This is a genomic window from Microbacterium sp. SGAir0570 (assembly GCF_005491085.2).
GTDB classification, from domain to species: Bacteria; Actinomycetota; Actinomycetes; order Actinomycetales; family Microbacteriaceae; genus Microbacterium; species Microbacterium arborescens.
The window spans coordinates 1,018,186-1,036,841 of the sequence record NZ_CP027929.1 but is presented as its reverse complement, the minus strand read 5'-3'; the positions used below and the strand labels follow the sequence as shown (position 1 = coordinate 1,036,841).

The following is an 18,656-nucleotide window of genomic DNA, read 5'->3' as shown; positions in this document are numbered from 1 at the left end:
GCATGCCGATGGGGCGCACATCCCGACATCGAGCGCAGAAGAAGCTGCGCCGGATGCCGAGAAGTGCGCCCCGTCGCGGTGGGCGCGAGCGTCAGGCCCGGGCGGGGGCCTCTACCTCGTCGGCGCTGTCGTCGGCGAACGGGTCGCCCGAACGCTCGGCGTCGTACAGCTCGCGGTCGAGGATGCCCTCGCGCTTGGCCACGATCGTCGGCACGAGCGCCTGGCCCGCGACGTTGACGGCCGTGCGGCCCATGTCGAGGATCGGGTCGATCGCCAGCAGCAGGCCGACACCCTCGAGCGGCAGGCCCAGGGTCGTGAGGGTCAGCGTGAGCATGACGGTCGCACCCGTCGTGCCCGCCGTCGCGGCGGAACCGACGACAGAGACGACCACGATCAGCAGGTACTGCACCGCGTTCAGCTCGAGGCCGAAGAACTGCGCGACGAAGATCGCGGCGATCGCCGGGTAGATCGCAGCGCAGCCGTCCATCTTCGTCGTCGCCCCGAACGGCACGGCGAACGAGGCGTACTCGCGCGGAACGCCGAGGTTGCGCTCGGTGACCCGCTGCGTGAGCGGCAGGGTGCCGATCGAGGAGCGCGAGACGAAGGCGAGCTGCACGGCGGGCCACACGCCCGAGAAGTACTGCCGCACCGACAGGCCGTGGGTCTTCAGCAGCACGGGATAGACGACGAAGAGCACGAGAGCGAGGCCGATGTAGATGGCGACGGCGAACCAGAGGAGCGTCGTGAGCTTCTCCCAGCCGTAGGTGACGACGGCCGACCCGATCAGGCCGAGGGTGCCGATCGGAGCGATGCGGATGATCCACCAGAGCACCCGCTGGACGACCTTCAGCGCCGACTCGGTGAACGACACGAACGCCTCGGCGCGCTTGCCGAGCTTGAGGGCGGCGATGCCGATCGCGACCGAGATGACGATGATCTGGAGCACGTTGTAGCCGACGCTCGAGCTCGCGGCGCCCGTCTCGGGGTTGATCGAGGTCGACACCGACAGACCGAGGAAGTTCTGCGGGATGAGCCCCGTGAGGAAGCTCCACCAGGAGCCGACGCTCGAGGGGACGTCGGGCGTGAGCTGGCCGGCGTCGACGCGCGCGCCCGGCTGGATCGTGACACCCAGCACGATGCCGATCGTCACGGCGATCAGCGCGGTGATCCCGAACCACAGCAGGGTCTGACCCGCCAGACGCGCGGCGTTGGTGACGTTGCGCAGCTGCGTGATCGAGGCGACGATCGCGAGGAAGATCAGCGGCACGACCGCCGTGCGCAGCAGTGTGACGTAGCCGCTGCCGATCGTCGACAGCGTTGCGGCGAGGCCGTTCGGGTTGCCCTCGGCATCGGGCCCGAGCTGGCGTGCCAGCAGGCCGAGGAGGACGCCCGCGACGAGCGCGATCGTGATCTGGAAGCCGAACGAGCGGTAGAAGGGCTTCTTCCGCTTCGCCGGCGCGGCGTTCTTCGAGGTGGCAGAACTCATGGTGGTGCTCCTGAGAGGGATGACGTCGCGATGGCGACCCACCGACGCTAAACCCGAATCGGGGTCGCCGGGGCCGTATGACCTTCCATGACACCCGCCGGCCTGCTCGCGCCGTCGCTTTCGGGACACGGGCGCTCTGATGTCTGCCGGAGTCGGCAGCGGGGCGGTCGGGTTTGCCGCCGCCACCCCAGAATGAGCGCATGATCCGTGATCTCGACCGCCTCCTCGCCCCGCCGACGCCCACCGCCGCGCTCGCCCTCGAGGCGGTGAGCCGGTGGTCGTCGGCCGTGCTCGTCGACCACGGCATCCGGTCGTGGGCCTGGGCGCGGCTGCGCGCCGAAGCGCTCGGGCTCGACCACGACCCCGAACTGCTGTTCGTCGCCGCGATGCTCCACGACCTCGGCGTGACACCCGCGTTCGACGCGCACGAGATGGCGTTCGAGTCGGCCGGCGGCGCGGCCGCGTGGCTCTTCGCGGCCGGTGCGGGGTGGCCCGCGGCGCGCCGCGAACGCGCGCGCGAGGTCATCGAGCGGCACATGTGGCTGAGCGTCGACCCGGCGCTCGACCCCGAGGGTCATCTGCTGGAGGTCGCGACGAGCCTCGACGTCTCGGGAGTCGCGCCGGAGCTATGGGATGCCGAGACCCTGCGGGCCGTCACGCGAAGGCATCCACGCCGGGACTTCGCCGCGCAGTTCGCGGGGTGCATCCACGCACAGGCGCGCCGCAAGCCCGGCACTCCTGCGGCCCGGCTCGACGCGTCACAGCGCATCGCCGAGGGCGGGCGGGTGTGGGACGACATCCTGGCATGACGAAGGGCGCCACCCTCGCGGAGTGGCGCCCTTCGTTTCGGCGGAAGTGACAGGATTTGAACCTGCGAGGCGAGTTACCCCGCCTACATGGATTCCAGCCATGCTCCTTAGGCCGCTCGGACACACTTCCGTCGACAAGTTTATCAGTCCCCGGCGTGGACTCCCGCCGCGTCGGTCTCGGACCGCGGAGCTAGGCTCGTGGCGTGACTGATTCCTCTCTCGTCCTGGTCGCCAACGCGGGTGACAGCAGCATCAGCGTGTTCCGTCTCGATGGCGACGCCCTCGAACGGCTCTTCGTCGCCGACGGCCTCACCGGCACCGGCACCTTCGCGATCGACCGCGAGCGCGGCCTCGTCTACGCGGGAGTCAAGGGTGCGACCTCCGACGAGCCCGCGGCGATCGTCACGCTCTCCCTCGACCGCGCCACGGGCGAGCTCACCCCCCGCTCGCGCTTCGCGCTTCCGGACGGCTCGGTCAGCTACATCGCTCTCGCCCGCGGGGGCACGGCGCTCCTCGCCGCCTCGTACGGCGGCGACTACGGGTTCGTCGCCCCGATCTCCGACGGCGCGATCGGCGAGCCGACCGGCCGCGTCGAGTTCTCCAAGCTGCACTCGGTGCTGCACTCCTCCGACGGGCGCTTCGCCTACTTCGTCTCACTCGGCGACGATCTCGTCGGGCAGTTCGAGCTCGGCGACGACCTGACGCTGACTCCGGTCGGCCCGGGCACCGCCGCGGCGCCCGCCGGCAGCGGACCCCGCCACCTGGTGCTCAACAGCGCCGAGGACGCCGTCTACGTCATGACCGAGTACTCCGGCGAGGTGCTGCACTACGTGCGCGACGCGGCGACGGGCGGCCTGGAGCTGCGCTCCCGGGCCAACGCAGTCGACCCCGCAGCCGGACTCGTGCGCGGTGAGATCGGCGGCGACCCGGTCGCCAACCACGCCGTCTGGGGCGCCGACATCCACTTCGGCGCGGACGAGCGGTACCTCTGGATCTCGGAGCGTTCGACGAGCACGCTGGGCGCCGCGCCCGTCGCCGAGGACGGCACCGTGCAGGACGTCGGGTCCTTCATCCCCACCGAGCCGCAGCCGCGCGGCTTCGCCCTCTCCCCCGCCGGCGACCGCCTGATCGCGGCGGGTGAGAAGTCGCGCACGGTCTCGCTCTACGCCGTCGACGGCGCCGAGCTGACGTTGCTCGAGCAGGCCGAGACCGGCGCGGGCGCGAACTGGGTCCGCTTCGCCTGACCCGCGGCGCCCCGGGTACCGTGGGTGAGGTGGCTCTCTCCTCTCGCACCGCTCCCCGTACCCCGCGCCCGAGCATCCAGCTCGAGGTCGTCGGAACCGAACGCCTCTCCGCGCACCTGGTGCGCGTGACCCTCGGCGGCGACGGCTTCGCGGGGTTCCAGAACCGGCCCGAGACCGACAAGTACGTCAAGCTGAAGTTCACGACTCCCGCTCCCGAATCCGCACCCGTCACGCGGACGTACACCGTCCGGCGGGTGGATGCCGTCGCCGGCACCCTCTCGATCGACTTCGTCGTGCACGGTGACGAGGGCCTCGCCGGGCCGTGGGCGGCGCGCGCGCAGGTCGGCGACCAGATCGAGCTGATGGGACCGGGCGGCGGCTACGCCCCGGATGCCGCCGCCGATTTCCATCTCTTCGCCGGAGACCTCTCGGCCGTTCCGGCGATCGCCGCCGCACTGGAGGCGCTGCCGTCGGATGCGGCCGGACACGCGTTCGTCGAAGTGGAATCCGACGACGCGATCCTGCCCCTCGACGCGCCTGCGGGTGTCGAGGTGGAGTGGGTCGTCGACCCTGCCCACGACCCCGAGGCTCTCGCCGCCGTCGTGCGGCAGTACGACTGGCCGGCGGGCGACGTTCAGGTCTTCGCGCACGGTGAGCGCGAGTCGATGAAGGCTCTGCGGCGCGTGCTCTTCGACGAGCGCGGACTCGAGCGCGGCCGTGTCTCCCTGTCGGGCTACTGGGCCCGGGGCCGCAACGAGGACCGGTTCCAGGCGGAGAAGCGCGAGCCCATCGGCCAGATCCTCTGACCTTCCCGGTCTCTGCAATCGTGCGGGAATGCCGGGACCGGCTCCGGCGGTTCACTCCCCCATGACAACTGTGGGAATCATCGGAGCAGGACACATCGGAAGCGCTCTCGCCGAGGGCCTGGTCGAACGCGGCTACGACATCGTGATCGCCAACTCGCGCGGGCCGGAGACGCTCGGCGACCTTGTCGCGCGGCTCGGCGAGCGCGCACGGGCGGCGACCGCGCAGGAAGCGGCCGAGGCGGCGGATTGGGCCGTCGTGACGGTGCCGCTGAAGGCGCTCGAGGACGTCCCCGCCGAACCGCTCGCGGGCAAGATCGTGCTCGACACGAACAACTACTACTGGGAGCGCGACGGCCGCATCGCCGAGCTCGAGGAGAAGCGCACCACGACGTCCGAGATGGCGCAGCGTCATTTCGCCGAGTCGAAGGTCGTCAAGGCGTTCAACCACATCCCCGCCGCCGACATCAACACCGACGGCTCCCCCGCGGGAACCCCGGACCGGCGCGCGCTCGCGACGGCGAGCGACCACCCGGATGCCGTCGGCCACGTCACGGCGCTCTACGACGCGTTCGGCTTCGACACCGTCGACATCGGTTCGCTCGCTGAGAGCTGGCGCGTCGAGCGCGACCAGCCCGCTTACGTCGTGCGGCAGAACGCCGACGAGCTGCGCGCAAACCTCGCCCGCGCTCAGCGCTGAACGAAGCGCGGCAACGCCTCCGCGGGCCTGTTCGAGCGGGTCACCATCCCATCGAACCGGGAACCCCCTTGAACGGGCCTGCGAGGTTCGACGTCACCCAGCCGCCGTAGAACCCGCCGGGCTGTGGCACGACGACCTCGCCGTCGACCGTGCACCGGTCCATCCCGCCCGCGTAGACGGCGACGCGACCGACGAGCTCCTCATACCCCGGCGACGGGTTCGGATAACCCCACGCGGCGCGCTCGCGCACCGCCGTGCCGCGGACGACGTCGAAGTACTCGGCGGCACCCTTGAACTCGCAGAACGAGCTGCCAGCCGCAGGTATCAGCGAGCCGGGCACGAACGCCGCGGCCGGCAGGTAGTACACGGGCGGATGGCTCGTCTCGAGCACCCGCACGACGTCGTCGGTGTCGACGATCGTGACGGCGGCGAAATCGATCGTGACGCGCGCGTGGACGCGTTCGAGACGGGGCGGTCGCGGGTAGTCCCAGACGGACTCCTGTCCGGGACCGACGGGATCGGGGGTGGGGCGGCGCATGCCCGACAGGTTACGCGCGAGGAGCGACATCCCGGCTGCGAGGACGCCCATCGCCGTGTGACCGCAGCGAGCGGATGCCGCGGGCGATGAGACGCCACCCGATGAGCAGGACGAGCAGCGTCAGCGTCGCGACGACCACGAACGGCAGTGCCGTCCCCTGGCCCGACAGCGCGCGCAGCAGCATCCCGCCGACGACCGTGACCGCCCAGACGACCAGACCCGTCGGCACGATCCCGGTCGGCGATCGCCAGGCGCGCACGGCAACCCACGCCACCAGCAGGCCGGCGAGGAACGGCCACGAGGTGTGCCAGAGGCCCGCGAGCACATCGGAGTCATGGCTCGCCCGGCCGGTCGCCGCGAACGCCACCACGAGGACGGCATCGAGCAGGAGAGCGGGGACGAACGAACGCATCATGCCCCCATCCTCCCCCGCGGCGTCGGTGTCGGCTGCCCTCGATAGCGTGGTGGGCGTGCGACTGCTCCTCCTCTCCCTGCATCCCGGTGCACTGCGCTCGTTCCTCGACGACGGCCAGCGTCCGGGCCCGATCGTCTACGTCGACGACGCCCAGGCCGCGTTCCGTGACGCGCCGTTCGTCGCGGCCGAACTCGAGGCGGTGCGCTCGTGCGGCCTCGAGTTGGTCGAGACGACCCTGCGGCATACCGCCCCCGACGATGCGGAGCGCCTGCTCTCCGACGCCGGGGCGGTGTACGTCGCAGGCGGAAGCACCTTCGCTCTGCTCGAAGCGCTGCGACTGTCCGGGAACGACCTCGTCCTCGTCGACCATGTTCGACGAGGGCTCCCGTACATCGGGCTCAGTGCCGGATCGATCGTGGCGGGACCCGACGTGACACCCGCATCGCTGATGGACGATCCTGCCGACGGTCCCGCCCTCACGAGCCACGAGGGCCTCGGACTGGTCGACGTGACGGTGATCCCGCACGCCGACGGAGCGCTGCCGCCCTACCCGCCCGAGCTGATCAGCCGCATCGTCGACACCTACGGATCGGATTTTGCGATCCTCCCGCTGCGAGACGATCAGGCGCTGCTGATCGAGGATGCCGGTTCGCGGGTGATCGCCTCGCGCTGAATCCGTGCGTCCCATGCTTCGCCCAGCATCCGCTTCTTCCTAGACTCGGAAGGCGTCCGCCGCGCCTGCTCCGGACGAGAGAACAGATCCGAGGCCCATGTCTTCTCCCGATGCGACGGCGGCGACGGCCGCATTCCGCGCCGCCCGCGACTTCCTGCTCGACAACGCGCACTCGCCCGAGGCGGCCCACGCCGGGTTCAGCTGGCCCGACGTCGGCGACCACTTCAACTGGGCCGTCGACTGGTTCGACGCCATCGCCACGGGCAACGACCGCATCGCCCTGCACGTCGTCGACGAGGACGGCAGCGAGACGCGGGTCACGTACGACGAGATGCGTCGTCGCTCGAACCGCGTCGCCAACTGGCTCACCGGCCTCGGCGTCGGGCACGGAGATGCCGTCATGCTCATGCTCGGCAACCGTGTCGAGCTGTGGGAGGCGATGCTGGCGATCCTCAAGATCGGTGCCGTCATCCTGCCGACCTCCGTCGTACTGGGCGCCGACGACCTCCTCGAGCGCGTCGAACGCGCCGACATCCGCGCCATCCTGGCCGACCCGGTCGACGCCGCCAAGTTCGACGCGATCGCGGGCGGCTTCGAGCGCGTCGTCGTGGGCGGCGAGCGTCCGGGATGGCACTCGTTCGCGGATGCGGCCGACGCCGACGACGCGGCACCCGGTGTCGTCGTGGCCTCCGATGATCCGGCCATCGTCTACTTCACCTCCGGCACCACGTCGCGGCCCAAGATGGTCGTGCACACGCACGTGAGCTATCCGGTGGGGCACCTCTCGACCACGTACTGGATCGGCGTGCGCCCCGGCGACGTGCACATGACGATCAGCGCTCCCGGGTGGGGCAAGCACGCGTGGAGCCTGTTCTTCGCGCCGTGGATCGCCGAGGCGACGATCTTCGTCTACAACTACGCCCGGTTCGACGCCGCGCGCCTCGTCGAGCAGCTCGACCGCAACGCGGTCAACACCTTCTGCGCCCCGCCGACGGTCTGGCGCATGCTCATCCAGGCCGACCTCGAGAAGCGGCCCCGCGCACTGCGCGAGCTGCTCTCGGCCGGCGAGCCCCTCAACCCCGAGGTGATCGACACGATCCAGCGCTGGTGGGGGCTGCAGATCCGCGACGGGTACGGGCAGACCGAACTGACGGCGGTCATCGGCAATACGCCGGGCGTCGCCGTCAAGCCCGGCGCGATGGGCCGACCGCTCCCGGGCAACGACATCGTGCTGATCGACCCGCTCACCGGGCGCATCGGAGACGAGGGCGAGATCTGCCTGCCGACCGCGCCGATCCGTCCGCTCAATCTCATGCCCGGCTACCTCGGCGAGCCCGAGCGCACCGCCCGGGTCGACCACGACGGCTACTACCACACGAGCGATGTCGCCGTCCGGGATGCCGCCGGACAGCTCACGTTCGTCGGGCGCACCGACGACGTGTTCAAGGCCAGCGACTTCAAGGTGTCGCCGTTCGAGGTCGAGTCGATCCTGCTGACGCACCCGGCCGTGGCCGAGGCGGGCGTCGTCGGGGCGCCCGACGCCGTGCGTCTCAACATCGTCAAGGCGTACGTGTCGCTCGCGGCATCCTGGGAGGCGTCGGCCGAGACCGCGCGGGCGATCCTGGCGCACGCCCGCGAGCACATGCCTCCGTACATGCGGGTGCGCCGCGTGGAGTTCTTCGAGCTGCCGAAGACAATCTCGGGCAAGATCCGCCGGGTCGAGCTGCGCGAGCGCGAAGTGGCCGCCGCGGATGCCGGCGAGCGCGTGATGACCGAGTGGCGCGAGTCGGACTTCCCCGACCTCAAAAGCTGAGGCGCGGCTCGCCTGTCGCTCAGGCGAGCCATCCGCAACCCCTGGCATGCGCACAGGCGGCGGGAGAAGACTGAGGGTGTCCGGACAGCCTCAGCAGAAGGAGCCCTCGTGCCGCAGAACGTCGCCGAACAGATCGTCGCCCAGCTGATGGATGCGGGGGTGAAGCGGATCTACGGCATCGTCGGCGACTCGCTCAACCCGATCGTCGACGCGGTACGACGAACCGGAGGTGCGGCGTCGGGCGGGATCGACTGGATCCACGTCCGCCACGAGGAGGCCGCCGCGTTCGCCGCCGCCGCGGACGCCGAGCTCACGGGCGAGCTGGCGGTGTGCGCGGGCAGCTGCGGCCCCGGCAATCTGCATCTGATCAACGGACTGTTCGATGCGCAGCGGTCGGGTGTGCCGGTGCTCGCGATCGCCAGCCACATCCCGAGCCTGCAGATCGGTTCGGGGTACTTCCAGGAGACGCATCCCGAGCGCCTCTTCACCGAGTGCAGCGACTACTGCGAGATGATCCTGACGCCCGAGCAGTCGCCGCGCGTCGTGAACTCCGCGATCCGTCACGCCACCGCGGGGTCGTCCGTCTCGGTGATCGTGCTGCCCGGCGATCTCGCCGAGCTGCACTCGACGGGCGAGTTCCCGCCGTTCGTCGCCGCTCGCCCCGGTCGCATCGCGCCCGACGAGCGGAGCGTCGCCGAGCTCGCCGCCGCCATCGACAAGGCCGAGAAGATCGCGATCTTCGCCGGCGAGGGCGTCCGCGACGCGCGCGAGGAGGTCATCGCGTTCGCCGAGCACCTGCAGGCGCCGATGGGGCACTCGCTGCGCGGCAAGCAGTGGATCCAGTACGACAACCGCTTCGACGTCGGCATGTCGGGCCTGCTCGGCTACGGCGCGATCGACCACGCGATGCACGAGGTCGATCTCCTCCTGATGGTCGGCACCGACTTCCCGTACGAGCAGTTCCTCCCCGACGGCGCCAAGACGGTCATCGCGCAGATCGACATCGACGCGCAGAGGCTCGGGCGCCGAGCGGGGGTCACGCATCCCGTCCACGGCGATGTCGGCCTCACCCTCGCGGCGCTGCGCGCGCGGACCGCCGCGAAGACCGACGACGCGTTCCTCCAGCACACGCTGAAGCGGTATCGGAAGGCGATGAAGGATTCGGTCGCGGCGTACACCGACTCGGATGCGCAGCCGATCCATCCCGAGCGTGCCATGTCGGTCATCGACCGGGTCGCGGCATCCGATGCGGTCTTCACCGCCGACACCGGCATGGGCAACGTCTGGCAGGCCCGCTACGTCACTCCCGGGCCCGAGCGGCGTCTGCTGGCGTCGTGGCGGCACGGGTCGATGGCCAACGCCCTCCCCCACGCCTTCGGCGCGCAGATGGCGTACCCCGATCGGCAGGTCATCGCGATCGCGGGAGACGGCGGACTCTCGATGCTGCTCGGTGAGCTCATCACGGTGGCCGCCTACGACCTGCCGCTGAACGTGTTCGTGTTCAACAACTCCACGCTCGGGATGGTCAAGGCCGAGATGCTCGTCGCCGGCTTCCCCGACTTCGGCGTCGACGTGCCGATGGTCGACTTCGCCGCCGTCGGGCGGGCGCTCGGGTTCCACGCGCAGCGGGTGACCGATCCGGCCGATCTCGAGGCGGCCGCCGCCGCGGCGCTCGCGCACCGGGGGCCGTCCATCGTCGACATCGTCACCGACCCCGATGCCCTCTCGATGCCGGCATCGATCACGGCGGAGCAGGTCGCGGGCTTCGGGATGTCGATGGCGAAGATGGTGCTCGGGGCGAAGGACTCCGGCGGCATCGGCGCGGTGCTCGAGACGGCGAAGTCGAACATCAAGCACATCCGGAGTCTCTGACACCCCGTCGGCCCGCATCCGGCGCGCCCGCGCCCGCCGATACATTCGTCGGACTCGCGGGGCTGGTGTGCCCTCGGCGCCCGCTCGAGACGACGCCAGCCCCGCCGGTCCGACGGGTGTATCGCCTCCATCACCGGATGGGTCAGGCGAGGAACTCCCACGGGTCGAACGACTCGATCGGGATGACGCGGACGCGCGGCAGCGGCGCATCGAATGCATGGACGTCGTACTCGAGGTCGAAGAACTCGACGCCCGGGATGGCCGTGAGCTCGCTGCTGCGGAACTCCGAGAACGCCAGCACTCCCACGCGACGACCGGGCACGGTGAGCGCCGCCACCTCGCCGACGAAGTCGCGGTCGTGGCTGACGAGCACGACATCGTCCTCGCGTTCCTTCAGCGCCGCGAGCGTGCGCTGGATGGCGATGTCGACGACCTTCTCGTCGGCGTCGCCCGACAGCGGCACCGGCTTGTAGTCGAGGGCGAGCAGCGCCTGGACGAACGACATCGGCAGGTGGTTGCTGGCGTTGAGGAAGAACAGGCCGCGAGCGGGCTGCTGCCATTGATCGTCGACGAACTGCAGCAGGCGGTCCCAGCGGGGTCGTTCGTCCGGGAGCGGACGACGCCCGAGGATCGACTGACCGAGCGTCGCGTCGATGTTCTCGCCGTCGACGAGCAGCCATGTCACGCGTTCGGTCATGAGGTCCCCTGTCTGCGAATGTCTCCCGTGAACGCTATCAAGCCCGTTCAGTCCGCTGCCCCCAGGGGGACCCGCGTCAGGCGGTCGTCGCCGGCCGCCGCATTCCCCCGGCCGTCGGTGTTGTTCGTGAGCAGCCAGAGCTCGTCACCCGCCACGACGGCATCGCGGACGCGGCCGAGCTCACCCTGCCAGAGCGCGACCGGCTCGCCGGTGAGAGCGCCCGCCTCGACGTCGATCTGCCATACGCGCTCGCCGCGCAGGCCCGCGACGAAGAGGGTGTTCCCCCGCGCCGCGACGCCGCTCGGGCTCGCCTCCTCGGGCGTCCAGGTGATGAGGGGCGCGATGAAGCGCTCGTCGTCCGATGCGCCCTCGACGACCGGCCAGCCGTAGTTGCCGCCGGCTTCGATGCGGTTGATCTCGTCGAAGCGATCCTGTCCGAACTCGCTCGCCCACATCGTGCCGTCCTGCGTCCACGCGAGACCCTGCACGTTGCGGTGGCCGAGGGAGTACACCTCAGACCCGGAAGGGTTGCCCGGGGCGGGCTCCCCTTCCGGCGTCAGCCGCAGGATCTTCCCCGCCAGCGAACCGGGCTCCTGCGCCGCCTCGGGCCGTCCGGCGTCTCCCGTGGCGACGTAGAGCATGCCGTCGGGCCCGAAGGCGATGCGCCCGCCGTTGTGGACGCGATCACGCGGGATGCCGTCGATCACGACCTCCGCACCGCCGAGCCGGCGGTTCCCCGCCTCACCGTCGAGCCCCACGCGCACGACGCGATTGTCATCGGCCGTCGTCATGTAGGCGTACAGCAGCGTGCGGTCCTCGTCCTCATGCACCGCGATGCCGAGGAGGCCGCCCTCGCCGACCGCGGCCGTGAGGTCGATCTCGCCCACGACGCGCGCGAGCCCGTCCGCGTCGACCTCGAGGACAGCGCCGTCGTCGCGCTGGCTCACGAGCTGGGTCCCGTCGTCGAGGACGACGACCGACCACGGCACCTCCAGCTGAGTGACGACGTCGCGGGGCTCGCCCGCGGCGTGCCACCAGGCGACGGCATCCGCCTGTTCCGTCGGGGTCTCGCTCGGGGTCGGCGCGGTCGCGCCGCCGCTCGGGCGCGGTTCGGCCGCGCCGGTGCAGGCGGACAGCAGCAGCGTCGAGGCGAGGAGCGCCCCGGCCAGGGCCTTCGGCCCCCGAGGACGCGGATGGATGCCGTGGCTCGTCGAGCGCTTCATCGTTCCAGGCTACGGGCCGGCGAGGATGGCGGCGGCGTCCTGTGCCCACCCGAGCGCCGCTTCGGGGTGTGCGAGCGTCGTGGCGTCGTCGGCGCGCGCGAGCACCGTGATGACGACGGGCGCGCCGCCCTCCCGCTCGAGGTACCACGAGCCGGCGAGTACGCCGACCGAGCTCCCGCCCTTGAAGGCGACGTACGTCCATTCGTCGCCGAACGCGAGACCGGGATTGGCGGACAGGATCTCGCGCACCGGCGCCCCCGCCGGCGTCTGCGCCCGGTCCTGCAGCGCAACGTGTGCGGCCGCGAGATCATCGGGCGCCGCGAACCAGTCGATCCCGTCGGGCCAGCCCGGCTGCGCATCGGAGGCGGTCGCGACATCGGGGACGCCGGCGGGCAGCCGCTCCAGCACCGAGCGACGGGCATCGGGGTCGCCCGCAGCGGTCCACAGCGCCCGCAGATCGGCGTCGCCGAAGAGGAGCCAGAAGAACTCGCGCGTCGTGGCGAACGGGAGGTTCGCCTCGGCGTCGGAGTGCCCCATCGAGACCATCGCCGCTTCGACCGCATCACGACCGACGGCGCGGGTGAGCATGTCGGTGGCGGTGTTGTCGCTGATGGCGATCATCTTGTCGGCGGCCTCCCGCACGGTCACCTTTGTGCCGTCGGGACGGTCCTGCAGCTCGCCGCTGGGGAGACTGCGCACCGCCGCGTCGACGACCAGCTCGTCGTCCCAGGCGAGCCGTCCGGCCGCGACGGCGTCGACGACGGCGCCGAGTACCCACAGCTTGAAGATGGAGCCGATGGGTCCGGCGGCCTGGTCACCGCCCTCGTAGAGCACCTCGCCCCCGACCTCCCGGACCTGCACGCCTGCGGTGAAGGCGGCGTCGTCGATCTGCCGGGTGAGCTCGTCCCAGGACGCCGCGGGCGTGCGCTCAGGCTGCGGCGGGCTGAACAGGAGCATCTGGATGCGAGCGTCGGGGGTGACCGAGATCGACATGTCGTAGGTCACCTGAGCGGACTCGATGGTCACGCGGGCCTGGGTCTCGACGCCGTCGTACCCGACCGCCGTCCACGGGGCCGCGGCCTGCATCTGCGCGAACACGTCCTGCAGCTGCGCGGGCGGGAGCTGCTCCAGAGCGGCGGCGTCGAAGTGCGTCTCGATGTCTTCGATGTCGGTGGCCGCGTCGGCGTTGATCTCGTCCATCACCCAGCGGACCTGGTCGCCGACCGGTGTGCCGGGGATCTCGACGGGTGCGGCCGGCGAGGCGGGCGTCCCCTCCGGCACGGGCTCGGCAGAGCAGGAGGCGAGCGCTGCGGCGGTCGCCGCGGCGACGGCGACGGCGACCGGTCCGCGTCGGCGGGAGCGGGTGGATGGACGAGCAACATGCGTATCGATGGGGAGACTCACCTATCCAGCTTCTCGACGCACGGGTGTCACCGCCTCCCCCTGCGGGAGGAGATCGTGGCCACCCGAACCGGCTCGGCCCTGCGGGTAGCGTGAAAGGGTGGACCCGATCGTCGCGACCTTCCTAATCCTTGCCGCAGCGATCATCGCGTTCCTGTCGGCGCGGGTGCCGCTCGAGGTCGTGGCCGTGGGTGTCGCGCTCGCGCTGTGGGCCACGGGGGTGCTCACCCTCCCCCAGGCGTTCGCCGGTTTCGGCGATCCCACGGTGCTGTTCATCGCGAGCCTGTTCATCGTCGCGACGGCCCTCGAGACGAGCGGCGTCACCCGGATGGTCGGTGCCGTGATCCTCGCGCGCGCCGGTACGCGGCGTGGCCGCATCCTGATCTGGGTCGGCGGCATCGTCGCGATCCTCACCGCGCTGATCAGCATCAACGGCGCCGTCGCCGCGCTCATCCCCGTCGCCGCCGTGATCGCCCGGCGGTCGGGCCTGTCGCCGTCGCAGCTCATGCTGCCGATGGCCTTCATCGCGTCGTCTGCGTCGCTGCTCACCCTGACCGGAACACCCGTCAACGTCGTGGTGTCCGAGCTCGCGGCCGAGGCGGGCCGCCCGTTCGGCTTCTTCGAGTTCGCGCTCGTCGGGCTCCCGCTCGTCGCGGCCACGATCGCGATCGTCGTGCTGCTCGGCCCGCGGCTGCTGCCGCATCACGGACCGGACCCCGCCCCCGAACATCACACGGAGCGCGAGGCCGAGACTCTCTCGCTCGTCCCCGAGGCCGTGCGCACGGGGGCTGTGCGCACGCAGCGGCGCAGTCGCCTGCACCGCGGCTCGCGGCGCACGCTCGCCGTCACCGCCGTGATGGTCGCGCTGCTGGCCACGGGCGCGATCCCGCCCGCGGTCGCCGGCCTCCTCGCCGCCGGCTCCCTCATCGTGCTGCGGGTCGTGAAGCTGCCCGACCTCTATCACGGCGTCTCGTGGACGACCCTCGTCCTCATCGCGGGCATGATCCCCCTGTCCGTGGCGTTCCTCGAGACCGGCGCGGCCGACGTCGTGGCCGACGCCCTGCTCGCCGTCGTCGGCCAGGCCGACCCGCACCTGGCGCTCATCGTGGTCTGCGTCGTGGTCGTCGTGCTCGGACAGTTCATCTCGAACGTCGCCACCGTCTTGATCGTCGCGCCGGTCGCGACCTCGATCGCGCTCACCCTCGATGTCAGCGCGCTCCCGTTCCTCATGGCACTGACGGTCGCGGGGGCGTCGTCGTTCCTCACCCCGGTCGCCACTCCCGTCAACCTCATGGTGATGGCGCCGGGCGGGTACCGGTTCGGCGACTACTGGCGGCTCGGGCTGCCGCTCACCGTCCTGTTCCTCCTCGCGGCGGTGTTCTACGTCCCACTCATCTGGCGGTTCTGAGCGCGGGGCGGCCGTGGTCAGGACGGCGGCAGGACCAGCTCCCTGCCGGTGTCCCAGTCCTCGGTCCAGCCGAGCTCGGTGAACAGGCCGTCCAGGAGCATCGCGGTGAAGCCCCACACGAGGAACTCTCCGGCATCGTGGCGGACGACGAAGCCCGGTCCCCGCCATTCGGCGCCGTCTCGGCGCAGGACCGTGACGCCGCGGTTCGCCGGCGCGAGCAGATCAGCGACCGGGGCGCGGAACACGGCCGCGGATTCCGCCACATCCACCACGCGCACGGGTGATGGACGACGCCACCAGGCCAGGACGGGCGTCACGAGGTGGTGGGAGTACTCCAGCGGAACCGGCGGAAGGGCGCCGAGCACCTCGACCCCGCCGGTGTCGATGCCGGTCTCCTCGCGCGCCTCCCGCAGCGCCGCCGCAACCGTGTCGGCGTCACCGGGGTCCACCCGGCCGCCCGGCAGAGCCACCTGCCCGGGATGCGATCGGAGCGTCGCCGCGCGGGCGAGGAGCAGGACATCGAGATCGCGCGAGACAGCGGCATCGGGCGCATGATCGCTCGGATGGTCATCGAGCATGCCGAAGAGCACGAGCACGGCGGCGGCGCGTGCGCCGGGCGCGGCCGGGGTCCCCGTCAGCCGGCCCGCACCGAACCCGGCCCGTCCGGCACGCGCGGCGAGCGCGGCGAGCTGTTCGCGCGCGCCCGTTCCCGGCGTCTCGAGGGGCATTCCTCCAGGCTACCCAGCCCTCAGTCGCGGCGGCCGAACACGCCGCCGAGCAGGACGTGCAGCAGCGGCAGTGCCGAGAGCCCCATGAGCACCGTGCCCGCCGTCTCGTCGTCGGGACGCATCAGGACTCCCGCCACGAGCAGACCGGCGAAGAGGATTCCCGAGACGGCGCGCCGTCCGAGCCGTTCCAGGCGCGACATCCGCCGTTCGAGCCGCCCGCTGTCGAAGCCGAGGTTGCCGTCTTCGAGATGCGTGATGAGGCCGTCGAGCCGCTGCGGGAGGCGCATCGTGATATCGGCGAACGCCATCGCGCGTCGCGCGGTGTCGCGCATGAGATCGCCGCGTTCCTCGCGGAGCAGCCGAGCCGCGTAGGGCTCCACCGCGTCCCAGAGGTTGAACGCGGGATCGATCGAGGTGCACACGCCCGACGTGAGCGAGGCCGCCCGGATGACGAGCAGGAAGTTCTCGGGCAGCTGGAACGGCAGCGCACGGGCGAGCTCGCCGAACTCCCCCGCGAAGTCGCGGAACTCCCGCGGGTCGACCTGCTTCAGCTCGGCGAATCCCATGCCTCCGAAGCGCGCGAACAGCTGGGTCATCGCGCGCTCGAGCTCGCGGACGTCGGCGGAGGGCAGCAGCGCGCCGACCTGCGACATCCCGGCGACGAGTCCGCGGCCGTCGCGGGCCGCGGCAGCGACGAGAACCGTGCGCAGCGCGTCGCGCGCCGAGGGTGAGATCTCGCCCATCATCCCGAAGTCGATGAACGTCAGCACCCAGTCCGGCTCGCCCTCGCGGCGCCGATCGGACGGCACCGGCGTGACGAAGACGTTGCCCGGGTGAGGGTCGGCGTGGAAGAAGCCGAAACCGAAGAACTGGTCGAACATCACGGAGGCGAACACGCTCGCCACCTCGTGAGGGTCGATGCCCGCGCGGCGAAGACCATCGACGTCGGTGACCTTGATCGCGGTGACGTCGGCGAGCGTCAGGACCCGCGCGGTCGACCGCTCCCACGCGATCTCGGGGACGGCGACTCGGGGGTTGCCGGCGAACTTCTCGCGGAAGCGCTCGGCGTTGGCCGCCTCGTGCCGATAGTCGATCTCCTCGAGGCTCGTGACGGCGAACTCCTCGACGAGAGCCGGCATGTCCGCTCGCCGCGAGACGATGCGGATGCGGCGCAGCCAGCGCGCGATACGGCGGAGCGCGGCGAGGTCGACGTCGACGATGGTCTGGATGCCGGGTCGCTGGACCTTCACGACGACGTCGGTGAAGCCGGCGTCGGCGGCCTGCTCGGCGGCGAGCCGGGCGCGATGGGCCTGACCGAGGGAGGCCGCGGCGACCGGCTGCTCGTCGAACGACGCGTAGGCGTCGCGCAGCGGCATCCCCAGCTCTGCTTCCGCCGCCGCGCGGATCTGGTCGAAGGGAACCGGGGGCACCTCGTCCTGCAGGCCGGCCAGTTCGGTCGTGATCTCCGGTGGCAGGACGTCGAGCCGGGATGACATGAACTGCCCGACCTTGATCATCAGCCCGCCGAGCTCGACGGCGAGCGCGTGGAAGCGGCGCGCGAGGCGGCGCAGACGGGCCGTTCGCCCCCGTTCGGAGAGCCGCTCGAGACCGAAGCGCGGCAGGACGATCTCGAACCACCACGTCTGCACGAGCGCCCGCGCGGCGAAGCGCAGGATGCGGCGATAACGCGCACGCGCGCGGGCATCACCCGGCACCGCGGGGGTGCCGGGCGATGCGACGCGATGCGGTTCGGCCGAGGCCACCCGCGTCAGGCCTGCGCGAGCAGGGCGTACAGCTTGCGGCGCGCGTCGTCGAGGATCTCCACGGCCTGCTGGACCTGCTCGGGCGAACCGCTGCGGCCGACCTGGGCGGCGGCCTGGGCGAGCTCGACGCCCGCCTTGGGCAGCGCGGTCACGCGGCTGTGGTCGCGGCTCGTGGACTCCCACGGAGCGGACTTCTCGCCCGCCTCGCCCGCCGCCTCGCGGCCGGCCTCGGTGAGCGAGTAGGTCTTGCGTCCGTTGGACTCCTGGGCGCTGACGAGGCCCTCGTCGGCGAGCAGCTGGAGGGTGGGGTACACCGATCCCGCGCTGGGCTTCCACGACCCGCCGCTGCGCTCTTCGATCTCGTGGATGATCTGGTAGCCGTGCATGGGCTGCTCGGCGAGGAGGGCGAGCACGGCGGCACGGACGTCGCCGCGTCCGACCCGGGTGTTCACCTTCTGCTCGAAGGTCGACTTCAACTGGTCGAATGCCTCGAACACGTTGTTCCCGAGATCGGAGACGTTGAACCCGCCTCGTCCCCCGAAGATGTTGTCACGGCCGCCGAAACCGCCGGTGGGGAATGTTCCGCTCATGCTGACCTCCCGGTCGTCGATACGTTAGCGATACCTGACGATATATCGTTATCGCCCCCGGCGACAGGGCTCGCACGGAACACTCAGCCTTCACGCGGGGCGACCGACGATGTCGTCCGCGTTCGCGGCGATCCACTCCATGAGCGGCATCATGCGCTCCATCAGCTCGACACCGCGTTCGGTCAGCGCGTACTCCACGCGAGGCGGCACCTCGGGGTACGCGGTGCGGCTCACGATGCCGTCGGCCTCGAGCGTACGCAGTGTGGACGCGAGCATCTTCTCGCTGATGCCCGCCACGGAGCGCCGGAGCTCACCCCATCGGGCGGTGCCGTCGGTCAGTGCGAGCAGCACGAGCACGCCCCATTTGCTCATGACATGGTCGAGCACGACCCGCGTCGGGCAGTTCTCGGTGAAGACCTGATCGGAGGACGCCCGGATCTGCGCGAAACTCACTGCCATGTAGGTAGCTTACCGAAAAGTGGGTACCCATCTG

General features: G+C 71.0%; 18 protein-coding genes and 1 tRNA gene. 8 read left to right on the top strand and 11 right to left on the bottom strand.

Annotation, left to right across the window (positions count from 1 at the left end; translation table 11 throughout):
• Positions 1 to 91: 91 nt before the first annotated feature.
• On the bottom strand, positions 92 to 1,486 hold the full coding sequence (locus C1N74_RS04860) for a dicarboxylate/amino acid:cation symporter (protein WP_064955922.1): 1,395 nt from the start codon (positions 1,484 to 1,486) through the stop codon (positions 92 to 94).
• Between the two features lie 200 nt (positions 1,487 to 1,686).
• Here C1N74_RS04860 and C1N74_RS04855 point away from each other — a divergent pair, with 200 nt between their 5' ends.
• On the top strand, positions 1,687 to 2,295 hold the full coding sequence (locus C1N74_RS04855; protein ID WP_023951868.1) for an HD domain-containing protein: 609 nt from the start codon (positions 1,687 to 1,689) through the stop codon (positions 2,293 to 2,295).
• A 41-nt stretch (positions 2,296 to 2,336) separates the two neighbouring features.
• On the opposite strand, the gene C1N74_RS04850 is transcribed toward C1N74_RS04855, so the two are convergent.
• Positions 2,337 to 2,425, bottom strand: a tRNA-Ser gene (locus tag C1N74_RS04850).
• 73 nt (positions 2,426 to 2,498) lie between these two features.
• On the opposite strand from C1N74_RS04850, the gene C1N74_RS04845 reads away from it, so the two are divergent.
• The 3 genes from C1N74_RS04845 (at position 2,499) to C1N74_RS04835 (ending at position 5,042) form a co-directional block, all read left to right on the top strand.
• A complete protein-coding gene (locus C1N74_RS04845) occupies positions 2,499 to 3,539 on the top strand; it encodes a beta-propeller fold lactonase family protein (RefSeq protein WP_137750098.1) in 1,041 nt (346 codons plus the stop codon).
• Positions 3,540 to 3,568: 29 nt separating this feature from the next.
• Complete coding sequence (locus C1N74_RS04840) at positions 3,569 to 4,345, top strand: siderophore-interacting protein (protein ID WP_071918379.1); 777 nt, start codon at positions 3,569 to 3,571, stop codon at positions 4,343 to 4,345.
• A gap of 61 nt (positions 4,346 to 4,406) precedes the next feature.
• Positions 4,407 to 5,042 carry an NADPH-dependent F420 reductase gene (locus C1N74_RS04835; protein WP_137750097.1) on the top strand — a complete coding sequence of 212 codons (636 nt, stop codon included), beginning with the start codon at positions 4,407 to 4,409 and terminating at the stop codon, positions 5,040 to 5,042.
• Positions 5,043 to 5,082: 40 nt separating this feature from the next.
• Here C1N74_RS04835 and C1N74_RS04830 read toward each other — a convergent pair whose 3' ends face one another.
• Together C1N74_RS04830 and C1N74_RS04825 are read right to left on the bottom strand one after the other, a co-directional pair.
• Positions 5,083 to 5,580: a DUF427 domain-containing protein gene (locus tag C1N74_RS04830; RefSeq protein ID WP_064956198.1), complete on the bottom strand. Its 498-nt coding sequence runs from the start codon at positions 5,578 to 5,580 to the stop codon at positions 5,083 to 5,085.
• A gap of 10 nt (positions 5,581 to 5,590) precedes the next feature.
• On the bottom strand, positions 5,591 to 5,995 hold the full coding sequence (locus C1N74_RS04825) for a DUF3054 domain-containing protein (protein WP_137750096.1): 405 nt from the start codon (positions 5,993 to 5,995) through the stop codon (positions 5,591 to 5,593).
• Here C1N74_RS04825 and C1N74_RS04820 point away from each other — a divergent pair.
• The 3 genes from C1N74_RS04820 to C1N74_RS04810 all read left to right on the top strand — a co-directional run bounded on the left by C1N74_RS04820 (position 5,994) and on the right by C1N74_RS04810 (position 10,353).
• Positions 5,994 to 6,668 carry a Type 1 glutamine amidotransferase-like domain-containing protein gene (locus C1N74_RS04820; RefSeq protein WP_219994760.1) on the top strand — a complete coding sequence of 225 codons (675 nt, stop codon included), beginning with the start codon at positions 5,994 to 5,996 and terminating at the stop codon, positions 6,666 to 6,668. The genes C1N74_RS04825 and C1N74_RS04820 overlap by 2 nt on opposite strands.
• A gap of 97 nt (positions 6,669 to 6,765) precedes the next feature.
• Positions 6,766 to 8,481, top strand: a complete 1,716-nt coding sequence (locus tag C1N74_RS04815) for an AMP-binding protein (protein WP_137750095.1) — start codon at positions 6,766 to 6,768, stop codon at positions 8,479 to 8,481.
• A 108-nt stretch (positions 8,482 to 8,589) separates the two neighbouring features.
• The gene (locus tag C1N74_RS04810; protein WP_114598577.1) at positions 8,590 to 10,353 is read left to right on the top strand and encodes a pyruvate dehydrogenase; all 1,764 of its coding nucleotides are present in this window, start codon (positions 8,590 to 8,592) and stop codon (positions 10,351 to 10,353) included.
• Positions 10,354 to 10,495: 142 nt separating this feature from the next.
• Here C1N74_RS04810 and C1N74_RS04805 read toward each other — a convergent pair whose 3' ends face one another.
• From C1N74_RS04805 to C1N74_RS04795, 3 genes are read right to left on the bottom strand one after another with little or no spacing between them, the layout of a single operon-like run.
• Complete coding sequence (locus C1N74_RS04805) at positions 10,496 to 11,050, bottom strand: NYN domain-containing protein (RefSeq protein WP_137750094.1); 555 nt, start codon at positions 11,048 to 11,050, stop codon at positions 10,496 to 10,498.
• A gap of 47 nt (positions 11,051 to 11,097) precedes the next feature.
• Entirely contained in the window at positions 11,098 to 12,273 is a 1,176-nt protein-coding gene (locus tag C1N74_RS04800; protein ID WP_137750093.1) for a sorbosone dehydrogenase family protein, read from the bottom strand.
• Positions 12,274 to 12,282: 9 nt separating this feature from the next.
• The gene (locus C1N74_RS04795) at positions 12,283 to 13,677 is read right to left on the bottom strand and encodes a serine hydrolase (RefSeq protein WP_137750092.1); all 1,395 of its coding nucleotides are present in this window, start codon (positions 13,675 to 13,677) and stop codon (positions 12,283 to 12,285) included.
• A gap of 97 nt (positions 13,678 to 13,774) precedes the next feature.
• On the opposite strand from C1N74_RS04795, the gene C1N74_RS04790 reads away from it, so the two are divergent.
• Positions 13,775 to 15,082 carry an SLC13 family permease gene (locus C1N74_RS04790; RefSeq protein ID WP_137750091.1) on the top strand — a complete coding sequence of 436 codons (1,308 nt, stop codon included), beginning with the start codon at positions 13,775 to 13,777 and terminating at the stop codon, positions 15,080 to 15,082.
• A 17-nt stretch (positions 15,083 to 15,099) separates the two neighbouring features.
• Here C1N74_RS04790 and C1N74_RS04785 read toward each other — a convergent pair whose 3' ends face one another.
• The 4 genes from C1N74_RS04785 to C1N74_RS04770 form a co-directional block, all read right to left on the bottom strand.
• Positions 15,100 to 15,810, bottom strand: coding sequence for a CoA pyrophosphatase (locus C1N74_RS04785; RefSeq protein ID WP_137750090.1), 711 nt, complete (start codon positions 15,808 to 15,810; stop codon positions 15,100 to 15,102).
• Between the two features lie 20 nt (positions 15,811 to 15,830).
• Positions 15,831 to 17,573 (bottom strand): ABC1 kinase family protein, encoded by a 1,743-nt coding sequence (locus tag C1N74_RS04780; RefSeq protein ID WP_375538051.1) that lies wholly within the window; start codon positions 17,571 to 17,573, stop codon positions 15,831 to 15,833.
• 5 nt (positions 17,574 to 17,578) lie between these two features.
• Positions 17,579 to 18,163 carry a PadR family transcriptional regulator gene (locus tag C1N74_RS04775; RefSeq protein WP_023951899.1) on the bottom strand — a complete coding sequence of 195 codons (585 nt, stop codon included), beginning with the start codon at positions 18,161 to 18,163 and terminating at the stop codon, positions 17,579 to 17,581.
• A gap of 90 nt (positions 18,164 to 18,253) precedes the next feature.
• Positions 18,254 to 18,622, bottom strand: a complete 369-nt coding sequence (locus C1N74_RS04770; protein ID WP_023951900.1) for a helix-turn-helix domain-containing protein — start codon at positions 18,620 to 18,622, stop codon at positions 18,254 to 18,256.
• Positions 18,623 to 18,656: the final 34 nt, after the last annotated feature.

Coding starts and splice junctions, on each gene's coding strand:
- C1N74_RS04860 (WP_064955922.1), bottom strand. CDS start 1,486: ATGAGTTCTGCCACCTCGAAGAACGCCGCGCCGGCGAAGCGGAAGAAG.
- C1N74_RS04855 (WP_023951868.1), top strand. CDS start 1,687: ATGATCCGTGATCTCGACCGCCTCCTCGCCCCGCCGACGCCCACCGCC.
- C1N74_RS04835 (WP_137750097.1), top strand. CDS start 4,407: ATGACAACTGTGGGAATCATCGGAGCAGGACACATCGGAAGCGCTCTC.
- C1N74_RS04830 (WP_064956198.1), bottom strand. CDS start 5,580: ATGCGCCGCCCCACCCCCGATCCCGTCGGTCCCGGACAGGAGTCCGTC.
- C1N74_RS04820 (WP_219994760.1), top strand. CDS start 5,994: ATGCCCCCATCCTCCCCCGCGGCGTCGGTGTCGGCTGCCCTCGATAGC.
- C1N74_RS04825 (WP_137750096.1), bottom strand. CDS start 5,995: ATGATGCGTTCGTTCGTCCCCGCTCTCCTGCTCGATGCCGTCCTCGTG.
- C1N74_RS04815 (WP_137750095.1), top strand. CDS start 6,766: ATGTCTTCTCCCGATGCGACGGCGGCGACGGCCGCATTCCGCGCCGCC.
- C1N74_RS04805 (WP_137750094.1), bottom strand. CDS start 11,050: ATGACCGAACGCGTGACATGGCTGCTCGTCGACGGCGAGAACATCGAC.
- C1N74_RS04800 (WP_137750093.1), bottom strand. CDS start 12,273: ATGAAGCGCTCGACGAGCCACGGCATCCATCCGCGTCCTCGGGGGCCG.
- C1N74_RS04785 (WP_137750090.1), bottom strand. CDS start 15,810: ATGCCCCTCGAGACGCCGGGAACGGGCGCGCGCGAACAGCTCGCCGCG.
- C1N74_RS04775 (WP_023951899.1), bottom strand. CDS start 18,163: ATGAGCGGAACATTCCCCACCGGCGGTTTCGGCGGCCGTGACAACATC.
- C1N74_RS04770 (WP_023951900.1), bottom strand. CDS start 18,622: ATGGCAGTGAGTTTCGCGCAGATCCGGGCGTCCTCCGATCAGGTCTTC.